General features: G+C 52.8%; 13 protein-coding genes. 12 read left to right on the top strand and 1 reads right to left on the bottom strand.

Features of this window, described 5'->3' with window-relative positions:
* The first annotated feature begins 4 nt into the window (after positions 1–4).
* From atpA to phoU, 11 genes are all read left to right on the top strand, one after another.
* Positions 5–1,546 carry a F0F1 ATP synthase subunit alpha gene (gene atpA / locus JTI98_RS05035; RefSeq protein ID WP_042998753.1) on the top strand — a complete coding sequence of 514 codons (1,542 nt, stop codon included), beginning with the start codon at positions 5–7 and terminating at the stop codon, positions 1,544–1,546.
* Between the two features lie 50 nt (positions 1,547–1,596).
* On the top strand, positions 1,597–2,460 hold the full coding sequence (gene atpG / locus JTI98_RS05030) for a F0F1 ATP synthase subunit gamma (protein ID WP_005121458.1): 864 nt from the start codon (positions 1,597–1,599) through the stop codon (positions 2,458–2,460).
* A gap of 26 nt (positions 2,461–2,486) precedes the next feature.
* Entirely contained in the window at positions 2,487–3,869 is a 1,383-nt protein-coding gene (gene atpD, locus JTI98_RS05025) for a F0F1 ATP synthase subunit beta (protein WP_003023806.1), read from the top strand.
* Positions 3,870–3,889: 20 nt separating this feature from the next.
* Entirely contained in the window at positions 3,890–4,309 is a 420-nt protein-coding gene (locus tag JTI98_RS05020) for a F0F1 ATP synthase subunit epsilon (RefSeq protein ID WP_003023809.1), read from the top strand.
* A gap of 314 nt (positions 4,310–4,623) precedes the next feature.
* A complete protein-coding gene (gene glmU, locus JTI98_RS05015; RefSeq protein WP_044256180.1) occupies positions 4,624–5,994 on the top strand; it encodes a bifunctional UDP-N-acetylglucosamine diphosphorylase/glucosamine-1-phosphate N-acetyltransferase GlmU in 1,371 nt (456 codons plus the stop codon).
* A gap of 236 nt (positions 5,995–6,230) precedes the next feature.
* Positions 6,231–8,060 carry a glutamine--fructose-6-phosphate transaminase (isomerizing) gene (glmS, locus tag JTI98_RS05010; RefSeq protein WP_044256178.1) on the top strand — a complete coding sequence of 610 codons (1,830 nt, stop codon included), beginning with the start codon at positions 6,231–6,233 and terminating at the stop codon, positions 8,058–8,060.
* A gap of 319 nt (positions 8,061–8,379) precedes the next feature.
* The gene (pstS, locus tag JTI98_RS05005) at positions 8,380–9,420 is read left to right on the top strand and encodes a phosphate ABC transporter substrate-binding protein PstS (protein WP_044268157.1); all 1,041 of its coding nucleotides are present in this window, start codon (positions 8,380–8,382) and stop codon (positions 9,418–9,420) included.
* A 192-nt stretch (positions 9,421–9,612) separates the two neighbouring features.
* On the top strand, positions 9,613–10,572 hold the full coding sequence (pstC, locus tag JTI98_RS05000; RefSeq protein ID WP_042323550.1) for a phosphate ABC transporter permease PstC: 960 nt from the start codon (positions 9,613–9,615) through the stop codon (positions 10,570–10,572).
* Positions 10,572–11,462, top strand: coding sequence for a phosphate ABC transporter permease PstA (gene pstA, locus JTI98_RS04995; protein WP_042998748.1), 891 nt, complete (start codon positions 10,572–10,574; stop codon positions 11,460–11,462). The genes pstC and pstA overlap by 1 nt, the downstream gene beginning before the upstream one ends.
* A 97-nt stretch (positions 11,463–11,559) precedes the next feature.
* On the top strand, positions 11,560–12,333 hold the full coding sequence (gene pstB / locus JTI98_RS04990; RefSeq protein WP_042998747.1) for a phosphate ABC transporter ATP-binding protein PstB: 774 nt from the start codon (positions 11,560–11,562) through the stop codon (positions 12,331–12,333).
* Positions 12,334–12,357: 24 nt separating this feature from the next.
* Positions 12,358–13,083, top strand: coding sequence for a phosphate signaling complex protein PhoU (phoU, locus tag JTI98_RS04985; RefSeq protein WP_042998746.1), 726 nt, complete (start codon positions 12,358–12,360; stop codon positions 13,081–13,083).
* 82 nt (positions 13,084–13,165) lie between these two features.
* Here phoU and yieH read toward each other — a convergent pair whose 3' ends face one another.
* Complete coding sequence (gene yieH, locus JTI98_RS04980; RefSeq protein WP_042998745.1) at positions 13,166–13,831, bottom strand: 6-phosphogluconate phosphatase; 666 nt, start codon at positions 13,829–13,831, stop codon at positions 13,166–13,168.
* A 166-nt stretch (positions 13,832–13,997) separates the two neighbouring features.
* Here yieH and adeP point away from each other — a divergent pair, with 166 nt between their 5' ends.
* Positions 13,998–15,335, top strand: coding sequence for an adenine permease AdeP (gene adeP / locus JTI98_RS04975; RefSeq protein WP_054177153.1), 1,338 nt, complete (start codon positions 13,998–14,000; stop codon positions 15,333–15,335).
* The last annotated feature ends 1 nt before the right edge of the window (position 15,336 follow it).

Here is a 15,336-nt window from a genome sequence, read left to right as displayed (position 1 = left end):
GAGCATGCAACTGAATTCCACCGAAATCAGCGAACTGATCAAGCAGCGCATTGCTCAGTTCAATGTTGTGAGTGAAGCTCACAACGAAGGTACTATTGTTTCTGTAAGTGACGGTGTTATCCGCATTCACGGCCTGGCCGATTGTATGCAGGGTGAGATGATTTCCCTGCCGGGTAACCGTTACGCTATCGCACTGAACCTGGAGCGCGACTCCGTGGGTGCAGTGGTGATGGGTCCATACGCTGACCTCGCCGAAGGTATGAAGGTTAAGTGTACGGGTCGTATTCTGGAAGTTCCGGTTGGCCGTGGCCTGCTGGGCCGTGTGGTTAACACACTGGGTTCTCCGATTGACGGTAAAGGTCCGGTTGATAACGATGGCTTCTCGCCAATCGAAGTTATCGCACCAGGCGTAATCGAACGTCAGTCCGTCGATCAGCCGGTGCAGACTGGTTATAAATCCGTTGATGCCATGATCCCAATCGGTCGTGGTCAGCGTGAATTGATCATCGGTGACCGTCAGACCGGTAAAACCGCGATGGCAATCGATGCCATCATCAACCAGCGTGATTCCGGCATTAAATGTGTGTACGTGGCTATCGGCCAGAAAGCGTCCACCATTTCTAACGTGGTTCGTAAACTGGAAGAACACGGCGCACTGTCTAACACCATCGTTGTGGTAGCGACCGCGTCTGAATCTGCTGCACTGCAATACCTGGCGCCGTATGCCGGTTGCGCAATGGGCGAATACTTCCGTGATCGCGGTGAAGATGCGCTGATCGTTTATGATGACCTGTCTAAACAGGCTGTTGCTTACCGTCAGGTTTCCCTGCTGCTCCGTCGTCCGCCAGGACGTGAAGCATTCCCGGGCGACGTGTTCTACCTCCACTCCCGTCTGCTGGAGCGCGCATCCCGCGTTAACGCGGAATACGTTGAGAACTTCACCAAGGGTGAAGTGAAAGGTAAAACCGGCTCCCTGACCGCTCTGCCGATTATCGAAACTCAGGCGGGTGACGTTTCTGCGTTCGTTCCGACCAACGTAATTTCGATTACCGATGGTCAGATCTTCCTGGAAACTAACCTGTTCAACTCCGGTATTCGTCCGGCGGTTAACCCGGGTATCTCCGTATCTCGTGTAGGTGGTGCTGCTCAGACCAAGATTATCAAGAAACTGTCCGGTGGTATCCGTACCGCGCTGGCACAGTATCGTGAACTGGCTGCGTTCTCTCAGTTCGCATCCGATCTGGACGAAGCAACCCGTAAACAGCTGAGCCACGGTCAGAAAGTGACCGAGCTGCTGAAGCAGAAACAGTATGCCCCTATGTCTGTAGCACAACAGGGTGTGGTTCTGTTCGCGGCTGAACGCGGTTACCTCGAAGATGTGGAACTGGCGAAAATCGGTAGCTTCGAAGCCGCTCTGCTGGCTTATGTCGACCGTGACCATGCTCCGCTGATGCAAGAAATCAACCAGACTGGTAACTATAACGACGAAATCGAAGGCAAGCTGAAAGCTATCCTCGATTCCTTCAAAGCAACCCAGTCCTGGTAACGTCTGGCGGCTTGTCTTAGGACAGGCCGCAAGGCATTGAGGAGAAGCTCATGGCCGGCGCAAAAGAGATACGTAGTAAGATCGCAAGCGTCCAGAACACGCAGAAGATCACTAAAGCGATGGAGATGGTCGCCGCTTCCAAAATGCGTAAATCGCAGGATCGCATGGCGGCCAGCCGTCCTTATGCAGAGACCATGCGCAAAGTGATTGGTCACCTTGCGAATGGTAATCTGGAATATAAGCACCCGTACCTGGAAGAACGCGACGTTAAACGCGTGGGCTACCTGGTGGTGTCGACTGACCGTGGTCTGTGCGGTGGCTTGAACATTAACCTGTTCAAAAAGCTGCTGGCGGATATGAAAACATGGTCCGATAAAGGCGTTCAGTGCGACATCGCAATGATCGGCTCTAAGGGCGTGTCTTTCTTTAATTCCGTTGGCGGTAATGTGGTTGCGCAGGTAACCGGTATGGGGGATAACCCTTCCCTGTCCGAACTGATCGGTCCGGTTAAAGTGATGCTGCAGGCTTACGATGAAGGTCGTCTGGACAGACTGTACGTTGTCAGTAACAAATTTATCAACACCATGTCTCAGGTTCCGACGCTGACTCAACTGCTGCCATTACCGGCATCAGAAGATGAAGAGTTAAAACAAAAAGCCTGGGATTACCTGTATGAACCTGATCCGAAACCGCTGCTGGATACCCTGCTGCGTCGTTACGTTGAATCTCAGGTTTATCAGGGCGTGGTAGAAAACCTGGCCAGCGAGCAGGCCGCACGTATGGTGGCGATGAAAGCCGCGACCGACAATGGCGGCAGCCTGATTAAAGAGCTGCAGTTGGTATACAACAAAGCTCGTCAGGCCAGCATTACTCAGGAACTCACCGAGATCGTCGGTGGTGCATCCGCGGTATAACCAGGTTAATTCGTAGAGGATTCAAGATGGCTACTGGAAAAATTGTCCAGGTAATCGGCGCCGTGGTTGACGTCGAATTCCCTCAGGATGCCGTACCGCGCGTGTACGATGCTCTTGAGGTTATGAATGGTAAAGAGAGTCTGGTGCTGGAAGTTCAGCAGCAGCTCGGCGGCGGTATCGTACGTACCATCGCAATGGGTTCTTCCGACGGTCTGCGTCGTGGTCTGGAAGTCAAAGACCTCGAGCATCCGATCGAAGTCCCGGTAGGTAAAGCAACCCTGGGTCGTATCATGAACGTCCTGGGTCACCCGATCGACATGAAAGGCGATATCGGTGAAGAAGAGCGTTGGGCTATCCACCGCGCAGCACCGTCCTATGAAGAGCTGTCCAGCTCTCAGGAACTGCTGGAAACCGGTATCAAAGTTATCGACCTGATGTGTCCGTTCGCGAAGGGCGGTAAAGTCGGTCTGTTCGGTGGTGCGGGTGTAGGTAAAACCGTAAACATGATGGAGCTTATCCGTAACATCGCGATCGAGCACTCCGGTTACTCCGTGTTTGCGGGCGTAGGTGAACGTACTCGTGAGGGTAACGACTTCTACCACGAAATGACCGACTCCAACGTTCTGGATAAAGTATCCCTGGTATATGGCCAGATGAACGAGCCGCCGGGAAACCGTCTGCGCGTTGCACTGACCGGTCTGACCATGGCAGAGAAATTCCGTGACGAAGGTCGTGACGTACTGCTGTTCGTCGATAACATCTATCGTTACACCCTGGCCGGTACGGAAGTTTCCGCACTGCTGGGTCGTATGCCATCAGCGGTAGGTTACCAGCCGACCCTGGCGGAAGAGATGGGTGTTCTGCAGGAACGTATCACTTCTACCAAAACCGGTTCTATCACTTCCGTTCAGGCGGTATACGTACCTGCGGATGACTTGACTGACCCGTCGCCAGCCACCACCTTTGCTCACTTAGATGCAACCGTGGTACTGAGCCGTCAGATCGCGTCTCTGGGTATCTACCCGGCCGTTGACCCGCTGGATTCTACAAGCCGTCAGTTGGATCCACTGGTGGTTGGCCAGGAACACTACGACACCGCGCGTGGTGTACAGTCCCTGCTGCAACGTTATCAGGAACTGAAAGACATCATCGCCATCCTGGGTATGGATGAACTGTCTGAAGAAGACAAACTGGTGGTAGCACGTGCGCGTAAGATCCAGCGCTTCCTGTCCCAGCCGTTCTTCGTTGCGGAAGTATTCACCGGTTCTCCGGGTAAATACGTTTCCCTGAAAGACACCATCCGTGGCTTTAAAGGCATCATGGAAGGCGAGTATGACCACCTGCCAGAGCAGGCGTTCTACATGGTTGGTTCTATCGACGAAGCCGTAGAAAAAGCCAAAAAACTTTAACGCCTTAATCGGAGGGTGATATGGCAATGACTTACCACCTGGACGTCGTCAGCGCAGAGCAACAAATGTTCTCTGGTCTGGTCGAGAAAATCCAGGTAACGGGTAGTGAAGGTGAACTGGGTATTTTCCCAGGGCACGCCCCACTGCTCACCGCCATTAAGCCTGGTATGATCCGCATCGTTAAACAGTTCGGTCATGAAGAGTTTATCTACCTGTCTGGCGGCATTCTTGAAGTGCAACCTGGCAGCGTGACCGTACTGGCTGATACCGCGATTCGCGGGCAGGATCTCGATGAAGCGAGAGCCCTGGAAGCGAAACGTAAGGCTGAAGAGCACATTAAGAGCTCTCATGGTGACGTGGATTACGCTCAGGCATCTGCGGAACTGGCCAAAGCGATCGCGAAACTGCGCGTTATCGAGTTGACCAAAAAAGCGATGTAACACCGGGTTGAAAAAATGAAAACCAGTCTGATTTCAGGCTGGTTTTTTTTTTGCCTGTCATTAATGTGCTGTTTGCGTCATCTTTCTTTAGGGATCAAAAAAAGAGCAAAAACATTAGCCTGGCGCGTTAATCGCGATATCAGGTGACATTTCAGAAGACAAAAGTCGCAGCAATGGACGAAAATGTCTCTATCTTCGTTGGGGAAAATTCGCGATTGTGCGTTTTATCCTCTGCCCATTTCACGACGAAAAAAATGTAGTATTTTCAACGTGAAACGGTATAAATTCGTTCTCAAATTACAGTCAGGGCGCGTATGTTGAATAAAGCGATGAGCGTAGTGATCCTTGCCGCAGGCAAAGGTACACGCATGTATTCCGATCTTCCAAAAGTGCTGCACACCCTTGCCGGGAAATCGATGGTTCAGCATGTCATTGATGTAGCAAATGAATTAGGCTCATCTCAGGTGCATCTGGTCTACGGCCACGGTGGCGATCTGCTTAAAGAAAGCCTGAAAGAAGACAACCTGAACTGGGTGTTACAGGCGGAGCAGCTGGGCACCGGCCATGCGATGCAGCAGGCAGCGCCGTTCTTTGGCGATGATGAAGACATTTTAATGCTCTACGGTGATGTCCCGCTGATCTCCGTTGAAACCCTGACTCGCCTGCGTGAAGCTAAACCCCAGGGCGGCATCGGTTTGTTGACCGTCGTGCTGGACGATCCGAGCGGCTATGGTCGCATCACCCGTGAAAACGGCAAAGTGACCGGCATCGTTGAGCATAAAGATGCCAGCGAGGAACAGCGCAGGATTCAGGAAATCAACACCGGGATCCTGATTGCCAATGGCGCGGACATGAAACGCTGGCTGTCTAAACTGACCAATAACAACGCGCAGGGTGAATACTACATCACTGACATCATTGCGATGGCCTACCAGGAAGGGCGGGAGATTGCGGCGGTACATCCGGCGCGTATTAGCGAAACTGAAGGGGTAAATAACCGTCTTCAGCTCTCCCGCCTGGAGCGTGTTTACCAGTCCGAGCAGGCAGAAAAACTGCTGCTGGCGGGCGTGATGCTGCGCGATCCGGCGCGTTTTGACCTGCGCGGAACGCTCGTTCACGGGCGAGATGTTGAAATTGATACTAACGTTATCATCGAAGGTCAGGTCACGTTGGGCCATCGCGTGAAGATTGGCGCGGGCTGCGTCATTAAAAACAGCGTTATTGGTGATGACTGTGAAATCAGCCCGTACAGCGTAGTGGAAGATGCCCATCTGGACGCGGCCTGCACCATTGGACCCTTCGCTCGTCTGCGCCCTGGTGCGCAACTGATGGAAGGTGCTCACGTCGGTAACTTCGTTGAGATGAAGAAAGCGCGTCTCGGCAAAGGCTCAAAAGCCGGTCACCTGACCTATCTGGGCGATGCGGAAATTGGCGACAATGTGAACATTGGCGCAGGCACCATTACCTGCAACTACGACGGCGCGAACAAGTTTAAAACCATTATTGGCGACGATGTGTTTGTCGGATCCGATACTCAGCTGGTGGCGCCAGTGACCGTAGGCCATGGGGCAACCATCGCTGCCGGGACCACCGTCACCCGTAACGTGGCTGATAATGAGTTGGTCATCAGCCGTGTTCCGCAGGTGAATAAGCAGGGCTGGAAACGCCCGGTGAAGAAAAAGTAGATATTTTTGCCGGATGGCGCTTTCGCTTATCCGGCCTACGTTCAGTGATGTTTTGTTGGCCGGATAAGGCGTTGCCTGCATCAGGCCAACCCGGGTGAGGAAGTAAAGATATATTTCCCCCCAGCAGTACCCATAAAAATAACCCCACTCTCTACAAGGCTCGGGGCGCCCAAAATACGGGCATACAGGTCGAAAGACAACGACAGGCATAATGCCTTGATTCGGAATAAAAAACTATGTGTGGAATTGTTGGCGCTATCGCGCAACGTGATGTAGCTGAAATCCTTCTCGAAGGTTTACGTCGTCTGGAATACCGTGGTTACGACTCTGCGGGTCTGGCCGTGGTAGATGCAGAAGGTCATATGACCCGTCTGCGTCGTCTGGGTAAAGTACAGATGCTGTCTCAGGCTGCGGAAGAACATCCGCTGCATGGCGGTACTGGTATTGCTCACACCCGTTGGGCTACGCATGGCGAACCTTCAGAAGCAAACGCGCATCCGCATGTTTCTGAACACATTGTGGTGGTGCATAACGGCATCATCGAAAACCATGAACCACTGCGTGAAGAACTTAAAGCGCGTGGCTATACTTTCGTTTCAGAAACCGACACCGAAGTAATTGCTCACTTAGTGCACTGGGAGCTGAAACAGGGCGGTACGCTGCGTGATGCTGTGCTGCGTACCATCCCGCAACTGCGCGGCGCGTACGGTACGGTCATCATGGATACCCGTCATCCAGATACGTTGCTGGCTGCACGTTCAGGTAGCCCGCTGGTTATCGGTCTGGGAATGGGCGAAAACTTTATCGCCTCCGATCAGTTGGCGCTGCTGCCGGTGACCCGTCGCTTTATCTTCCTGGAAGAAGGCGATATTGCGGAAGTGACTCGCCGTTCCGTCGCGATTTTTGATAAAACGGGCGCGGACGTGAAGCGTCAGGATATCGAATCTAATCTGCAATATGACGCGGGTGATAAAGGTATCTATCGCCACTACATGCAGAAAGAGATTTACGAACAACCGAATGCGATTAAAAACACTCTGACCGGGCGCATCAGTCACGGCGAAGTGGATTTAAGCGAACTTGGGCCAAAAGCTAACGAGCTGTTGTCTCAGGTTGAGCATATCCAGATCATCGCGTGTGGCACGTCTTACAACTCCGGGATGGTTTCTCGCTACTGGTTTGAATCTTTGGCCGGTATTCCGTGCGACGTCGAAATCGCTTCTGAATTCCGCTACCGCAAATCAGCAGTACGCCGTAATAGCCTGATGATCACGCTGTCTCAGTCGGGTGAAACGGCGGATACGCTGGCAGGCCTGCGTTTGTCGAAAGAACTGGGCTATCTGGGTTCACTCGCCATCTGTAACGTTCCGGGGTCTTCTCTGGTACGTGAATCGGATTTGGCGATGATGACCAATGCCGGCACGGAAATCGGCGTGGCGTCGACGAAAGCCTTTACCACTCAGTTAACCGTTCTACTGATGCTGGTGGCGAAACTGGCGCGTCTGAAAGGTCTGGATGCGTCCATTGAGCATGACATTGTTCATGGCCTGCAGGCGCTGCCGAGCCGTATCGAGCAAATGCTCTCTCAGGACAAACGCATTGAAGCGTTGGCTGAAGATTTCTCTGACAAACACCATGCCCTGTTCCTGGGCCGTGGCGATCAGTATCCGATCGCTCTCGAAGGCGCGTTGAAGCTGAAAGAGATCTCCTATATCCACGCAGAAGCCTATGCGGCAGGTGAGCTGAAACACGGCCCGCTGGCGCTGATTGATGCCGATATGCCGGTTATCGTTGTTGCACCAAACAACGAACTGCTGGAAAAACTGAAGTCCAACATTGAAGAAGTGCGCGCCCGTGGCGGTCAGCTGTATGTCTTCGCCGATCAGGACGCCGGTTTTGCCAGCAGCGACAATATGCACATCATTGAGATGCCGCATGTGGAAGAGGTGATTGCACCGATCTTCTATACCGTGCCGCTGCAACTGCTGGCTTATCACGTGGCGCTGATTAAAGGCACCGACGTGGATCAGCCGCGCAACCTGGCAAAATCAGTTACCGTCGAGTAAAACGCTCATGCCCTGCGAAAGCGGGGCATTTTTTTTCATTCCTGTGCTGTTTTTAATCAATTTTCCCGCCGTTTTACTGTGACAAATCGTCATCTTCAGCTACTTTTTTCAGTGTCACAAAAAGAAAATTTTCCTGAAAAGCTATTGTCATATTTTCAGTTAACTTAATGATAAACAGGAAAAAAATCATTCTGATTTAACGGAAATTTTCATTGTCATAAAACTGTCATATTTCGTACATTTAACTGTCACCTGTTTGTCCTATTTTGCTCATCGTAGCCACTTAACAATGATTTACGAAAATCTTGCAGGAGACATTATGAAAGTTATGCGTACCACTGTCGCAACTGTTGTCGCCGCGACCTTATCTATGAGCGCTTTCTCTGCATTAGCAGCAGCAAGTCTGACAGGCGCAGGTGCAACTTTTCCTGCGCCGGTGTATGCCAAATGGGCTGATACTTATCAGAAAGAGACCGGTAGTAAAGTTAACTACCAGGGTATCGGCTCCTCCGGTGGTGTTAAACAAATTACAGCGAATACCGTTGATTTCGGTGCCTCTGATGCGCCGCTGTCTGACGAAAAACTGAATCAGGAAGGACTGTTCCAGTTCCCGACCGTGATTGGCGGCGTGGTACTGGCGGTGAACATCCCTGGTCTGAAGTCTGGCGAACTGGTACTGGATGGTAAAACGCTGGGTGACATCTACCTGGGTAAAATCAAGAAGTGGGATGATGAAGCCATCACCAAACTGAACCCAGGCGTGAAACTGCCTTCTCAGAACATCGCCGTTGTGCGTCGTGCCGATGGTTCTGGTACCTCCTTCGTCTTCACGAGCTATCTGGCGAAAGTGAACGAAGAGTGGAAAACCAAAGTGGGCGCTGGCTCTACCGTTAACTGGCCAACCGGTCTGGGCGGTAAAGGTAACGACGGTATCGCCGCGTTCGTACAGCGTCTGCCAGGTTCCATCGGCTACGTTGAATACGCTTACGCTAAGCAGAACAACCTGGCATACACCAAACTGGTTTCTGCTGACGGTAAACCGGTTAGTCCGACTGAAGAGAACTTCGCTAACGCCGCGAAAGGCGCTGACTGGAGTAAATCCTTCGCACAGGATCTGACGAACCAGAAAGGTGATGATGCGTGGCCGATTACCTCCACCACCTTTATTCTGATTCATAAAGAGCAGAAGAAACCTGAGCAGGGCGCTGAAGTGCTGAAATTCTTCGACTGGGCATACAAAAATGGCGGCAAACAGGCTAATGACCTGGATTACGCCAGCCTGCCGGACAGCGTGGTAGAGCAGATCCGTGCAGCATGGAAGACCAATGTGAAAGACAGCAGCGGTAAAGCGTTGTACTAAATACCCGTCATACTTCGAGCCGCAGCTGTGTTGGCTGCGTTTGTTCACCCCAGTCACATAGTGAATCTATGCTCCTGGGGATTCACAAGCTTGCCGCCTTGCTGCAACTCGAATTATTTAGGGTATGGCATTACGTTAGCCAGGAAGCGCGATAAAATGCGCGCTTCCTGGCCCAAACTTAAAGAGTGATTTATGGCTGCAACCAAGCCTGCTTTTAACCCACCGGGTAAAAAGGGTGACAAAATCTTCAGCGCGCTGGTAAAACTGGCTGCGCTGATTGTGCTATTGATGTTGGGTGGCATTATTGTCTCTCTGATCATCTCCTCCTGGCCCAGCATTGAGAAATTTGGTTTCTCTTTCCTGTGGACCAAAGACTGGGACGCGCCAAACGATATCTACGGGGCGCTGGTACCGATCTACGGTACGCTGGTCACCTCTTTTATCGCATTGCTGATCGCCGTTCCGGTGAGCTTCGGCATTGCCCTGTTTCTGACCGAACTCGCGCCAGGCTGGCTGCGTCGTCCGCTGGGGATTGCGATTGAATTGCTGGCAGCTATCCCGAGTATCGTCTACGGCATGTGGGGCCTGTTTATCTTTGCTCCACTGTTTGCCACTTATTTTCAGGAACCGGTCGGTAATATCCTTTCCAACATTCCGTTTGTTGGCGCACTGTTCTCCGGCCCGGCGTTTGGTATCGGTATTCTGGCGGCTGGCGTGATCCTCGCCATCATGATCATCCCTTACATTGCAGCTGTAATGCGTGATGTATTTGAACAGACGCCGGTGATGATGAAAGAGTCTGCCTACGGTATCGGCTGTACCACCTGGGAGGTTATCTGGCGCATCGTGTTGCCGTTCACCAAAAATGGGGTAATTGGCGGCATCATGCTGGGTCTGGGACGAGCACTGGGTGAAACGATGGCGGTGACCTTCATCATCGGCAACACCTACCAGCTCGACAGCGCATCGCTGTATATGCCGGGTAACAGCATCACCTCGGCGCTGGCGAATGAATTTGCGGAAGCGGAGTCTGGCCTGCACGTTGCGGCGTTGATGGAACTGGGTCTGATTCTGTTCGTGATTACCTTCATCGTGCTGGCAGCGTCTAAGTTTATGATTTTGCGCCTTGCGAAGAACGAGGGGGCACGCTAATGGCTACGCTTGAAATGCAAACCAGCGCGGAACTGGCGGAATCCCGCCGCAAAATGCAGGCTAAGCGCCGGATGAAAAACCGCATCGCCCTGACGCTTTCTATGGCGACGATGGCGTTTGGTCTGTTCTGGCTCGTCTGGATCCTGATGTCCACCATTTCCCGTGGTATCGACGGGATGTCGCTGGCGCTGTTCACCGAAATGACGCCGCCGCCGAACACGGCGGGTGGCGGTCTGGCGAACGCCCTGGCGGGCAGTGGTCTGTTGATCCTCTGGGCAACCGTGTTTGGTACGCCGCTGGGCATCATGGCCGGGATTTATCTGGCGGAATATGGTCGCAAATCCTGGCTGGCGGAAGTGATTCGCTTCATCAATGACATTCTGCTTTCCGCCCCGTCTATTGTGGTTGGTCTGTTCGTGTACACCATTGTGGTGGCGCAGATGGAGCACTTCTCCGGTTGGGCGGGCGTGATTGCGCTGGCGCTGCTGCAGGTGCCTATCGTGATTCGAACCACCGAAAACATGTTGAAGCTGGTGCCGGACAGTCTGCGTGAAGCGGCTTATGCGCTGGGGACGCCGAAATGGAAAATGATCTCCGCGATTACGCTGAAAGCGTCTGTCTCCGGGATCATGACCGGTATCCTGCTGGCGATTGCGCGTATCGCAGGTGAAACCGCTCCGCTGCTGTTTACCGCGCTCTCCAATCAGTTCTGGAGTACCGATATGATGCAGCCGATCGCCAACCTGCCGGTCACCATCTTTAAATTTGCGATGAGCCCGTTTGCGGAATGGCAGCAACTGGCGTGGGCCGGGGTGCTGATTATCACGCTGTGCGTATTGCTGCTGAACATTCTGGCGCGCGTAATTTTCGCCAAGAGCAAACACGGTTAACACGTTGCCGGATGGCGGCGTGCGGCCTACGGTTGAACCTATTTGTTGTAGGCCTGATAAGCGAAGCGCCATCAGGCATGATAAGGAAAAGAGTAAAATGAGTATGGTTGATACTGCTCCGGGTAAGATTCAGGTTCGTGATTTGAACTTCTACTACGGCAAATTCCATGCCCTGAAGAACATCAACCTGGATATTGCAAAGAACCAGGTAACGGCATTCATCGGGCCTTCTGGCTGCGGTAAATCGACGCTGTTGCGTACGTTCAACAAGATGTTTGAACTCTACCCGGAACAGCGTGCGGAAGGTGAAATTCTGCTCGATGGTGACAATATTCTCACCAATACCCAGGATATCGCCCTGCTGCGTGCCAAAGTCGGGATGGTGTTCCAGAAGCCGACGCCGTTCCCGATGTCTATCTACGACAATATCGCCTTTGGCGTGCGTCTGTTTGAGAAGCTGTCCCGGGCGGATATGGACGAGCGTGTGCAGTGGGCGTTGACCAAGGCCGCACTATGGAATGAAACCAAAGATAAATTGCACCAGAGCGGATATTCTCTCTCCGGTGGTCAGCAGCAGCGTCTGTGCATCGCGCGAGGTATCGCCATTCGCCCGGAAGTCTTGCTGTTGGATGAGCCGTGCTCAGCACTGGATCCGATCTCAACCGGTCGTATCGAAGAGCTGATTACCGAGCTGAAACAGGATTACACCGTGGTGATCGTGACCCACAACATGCAGCAGGCTGCGCGTTGTTCCGATCATACGGCGTTTATGTACCTGGGCGAGTTGATTGAGTTCAGCAACACGGACGACCTGTTCACCAAGCCCGCGAAGAAACAAACCGAAGATTACATTACTGGCCGCTACGGTTGATATGCCCGGGCATCTGGAGAAATGATGGACAATTTAAACCTTAATAAACACATTTCCGGTCAGTTCAACGCCGAACTGGAAAGCATCCGCACTCAGGTAATGACGATGGGCGGCATGGTCGAGCAGCAGCTTTCTGATGCCATCACCGCGATGCACAATCAGGACAGCGAGCTGGCGAAACGCGTTGTTGATGGCGATAAGCACGTCAATATGATGGAAGTGGCGATTGATGAAGCCTGTGTTCGCATCATCGCCAAGCGCCAGCCGACGGCGAGCGATCTGCGTCTGGTGATGGCGATCATCAAAACCATCGCCGAACTGGAACGTATTGGCGACGTGGCGGATAAAATCTGTCGTACCGCGCTGGAGAAGTTCTCCCAGCAGCATCAGCCGCTGCTGGTGAGCCTGGAGTCACTGGGGCGTCACACCATACAGATGCTGCACGACGTGCTGGATGCGTTTGCGCGGATGGATCTGGATGAAGCAGTGCGTATCTACCGTGAAGACAAGAAAGTGGACCAGGAATACGAAGGGATCGTGCGTCAACTGATGACCTACATGATGGAAGATTCCCGCACCATTCCCAGCGTGTTAACCGCGTTGTTCTGCGCGCGCTCTATCGAGCGTATCGGCGACCGCTGCCAGAATATCTGCGAATACATCTTCTACTTCGTGAAGGGCCAGGATTTCCGTCACGTAGGCGGTGATGAGCTGGATAAGCTGCTGGCGGGTAAAGATCCAAAAGAGTGATAAAACGTAGAAAATAAGCCGGATAAGCGTTAGCGCCATCCGGCAATTGCCCGGTGGCGCAAGCTTACCGGGCCTACAAAAATTACCGGGTAATATTCCAGCCGCGTGCTTTCCACAACGCCGGCAACTGTGCCAAATCGGTAAAAGTCGTCACTTTGGGATGTTCTATAGGCTTGTTGTGCGGATCGGCACAGAAGTAGAACACTTCCATTCCCGCATCAATCCCTGACTGCGCGCCAGCGGAAGAGTCATCGACCAGAATGCAGTTCTGTGCGTTGACGTTCATCGCTTTTGCTGCGTGGAACATCAGCGCCGGATCGGGCTTCCAGCGTTGAATATCGTAGCCGCTGTACAGTTTGTCCGGAAAATGATGCAGCATGCCCAGTTTACCCAGCGAGTGTTGCATTTTGCTGACCGGACCGTTAGAGACCACGCACATCGGCACTGTCATGCTGTCCAGCAGGGTATTCGCACCAGGGATCACTTCCAGTTCCGAGTCGAACAGGCGTGCGACCTCGGCGCGGTAGACGGGTTCTAAGTCGGCTTTGGCCAACGTCACCCCATGCTCCTCGTTAATGATATCAATGATTTCGTAGAGTTTTACGCCCTTAAAGCGTTTAAAAGTTTCTTCGAGATCGAGGGTGATACCGAATTCCTGGAACATTGCGACGTATGCGCGGGAACAGATCACTTCACTGTCGACCAGCGTACCGTCACAGTCAAAAAATACCGCTTCAATTCCGGACATGCCTTTCCCTTTTCACAAGTTTAACGTTTACGTACTGCCTGATTGTGCAACGCAATCGTTGCCGTATAAGCAAATTCAATGAAAAAAACCTCACACAATCACCCCCTATTGTCGCATTTTGGTATAGGATAGCGACGAATTTTCCCTCCTTGTTTGGAAATTGATAATGAGTCAACAACACACAACCCAGACGTCTGGTCAGGGGATGCTGGAACGCGTGTTCAAACTGCGCGAACATGGCACAACGGTACGAACCGAAGTGATCGCCGGTTTTACCACCTTCCTGACGATGGTTTACATCGTTTTTGTTAACCCGCAAATTCTGGGCGTTGCTGGCATGGACACCAGCGCCGTCTTCGTGACCACCTGTCTGATTGCCGCGTTCGGCAGCATTCTGATGGGGCTGTTCGCTAACCTGCCGGTGGCACTGGCGCCCGCGATGGGGCTGAATGCGTTCTTTGCCTTCGTTGTGGTTGGTGCGATGGGCCTGTCGTGGCAGGTCGGTATGGGGGCGATTTTCTGGGGTGCCGTCGGTCTGCTGCTGCTGACAATTTTCCGCGTGCGTTACTGGATGATTGCCAATATCCCGGTCAGTCTGCGCGTGGGGATCACCAGCGGTATCGGTCTATTCATCGGTATGATGGGGCTTAAAAACGCGGGTGTCATCGTTGCGAATCCGGAAACGCTGGTTAGCATTGGTAATCTGACCTCCCATAGCGTCCTGCTGGGCGTGCTCGGTTTCTTTATCATCGCTATCCTGGCGTCACGTAATATTCACGCCGCCGTGCTGGTATCCATCATCGTCACTACGCTGTTGGGCTGGATGCTGGGTGATGTGCACTATAACGGCATTGTCTCTGCGCCGCCGAGCGTCTCGTCGGTGATTGGGCATGTCGATCTGGCGGGGTCGTTTAACATTGGTCTGGCTGGGGTGATTTTCTCCTTCATGCTGGTTAACCTGTTTGACTCCTCCGGCACATTGATCGGCGTAACTGATAAAGCTGGTCTGGCGGATGAAAAAGGGAAATTTCCGCGCATGAAGCAGGCGCTGTTTGTCGATAGCGTCTCCTCTGTGACCGGGGCATTTATTGGTACGTCTTCCGTCACTGCTTATATCGAGTCCTCTTCCGGCGTTTCTGTTGGGGGGCGTACTGGCCTGACCGCGGTGGTGGTTGGTCTGCTGTTCCTGCTGGTGATCTTCCTTTCTCCGTTGGCTGGAATGGTACCGGGCTATGCGGCTGCAGGCGCGCTGATTTACGTCGGCGTGTTAATGACGTCCAGTCTGGCGCGCGTGAAGTGGGACGATCTCACTGAATCTGTACCGGCGTTTATCACTGCCGTGATGATGCCGTTCAGCTTCTCGATTACCGAAGGGATCGCGCTGGGCTTTATCTCTTACTGTGTGATGAAAATCGGTACCGGTCGTCTGCGTGAACTGAGCCCGTGCGTGGTCGTTGTGGCGCTGCTGTTTGTGCTGAAGATTGTGTTTATCGACGCGCACTAAT

The organism is Citrobacter sp. MGH 55 (assembly GCF_016906145.1).
Lineage (GTDB): Bacteria > Pseudomonadota > Gammaproteobacteria > Enterobacterales > Enterobacteriaceae > Citrobacter_A > Citrobacter_A amalonaticus.
The sequence above is the reverse complement of the archived record's forward strand: the minus strand, read 5'-3'. Positions and strand labels throughout refer to the sequence as shown.

Coding starts and splice junctions, on each gene's coding strand:
- yieH (WP_042998745.1), bottom strand. CDS start 13,831: ATGTCCGGAATTGAAGCGGTATTTTTTGACTGTGACGGTACGCTGGTC.
- adeP (WP_054177153.1), top strand. CDS start 13,998: ATGAGTCAACAACACACAACCCAGACGTCTGGTCAGGGGATGCTGGAA.
- atpD (WP_003023806.1), top strand. CDS start 2,487: ATGGCTACTGGAAAAATTGTCCAGGTAATCGGCGCCGTGGTTGACGTC.
- atpG (WP_005121458.1), top strand. CDS start 1,597: ATGGCCGGCGCAAAAGAGATACGTAGTAAGATCGCAAGCGTCCAGAAC.
- pstC (WP_042323550.1), top strand. CDS start 9,613: ATGGCTGCAACCAAGCCTGCTTTTAACCCACCGGGTAAAAAGGGTGAC.
- pstS (WP_044268157.1), top strand. CDS start 8,380: ATGAAAGTTATGCGTACCACTGTCGCAACTGTTGTCGCCGCGACCTTA.
- JTI98_RS05020 (WP_003023809.1), top strand. CDS start 3,890: ATGGCAATGACTTACCACCTGGACGTCGTCAGCGCAGAGCAACAAATG.
- atpA (WP_042998753.1), top strand. CDS start 5: ATGCAACTGAATTCCACCGAAATCAGCGAACTGATCAAGCAGCGCATT.
- pstB (WP_042998747.1), top strand. CDS start 11,560: ATGAGTATGGTTGATACTGCTCCGGGTAAGATTCAGGTTCGTGATTTG.
- pstA (WP_042998748.1), top strand. CDS start 10,572: ATGGCTACGCTTGAAATGCAAACCAGCGCGGAACTGGCGGAATCCCGC.
- glmS (WP_044256178.1), top strand. CDS start 6,231: ATGTGTGGAATTGTTGGCGCTATCGCGCAACGTGATGTAGCTGAAATC.
- glmU (WP_044256180.1), top strand. CDS start 4,624: ATGTTGAATAAAGCGATGAGCGTAGTGATCCTTGCCGCAGGCAAAGGT.
- phoU (WP_042998746.1), top strand. CDS start 12,358: ATGGACAATTTAAACCTTAATAAACACATTTCCGGTCAGTTCAACGCC.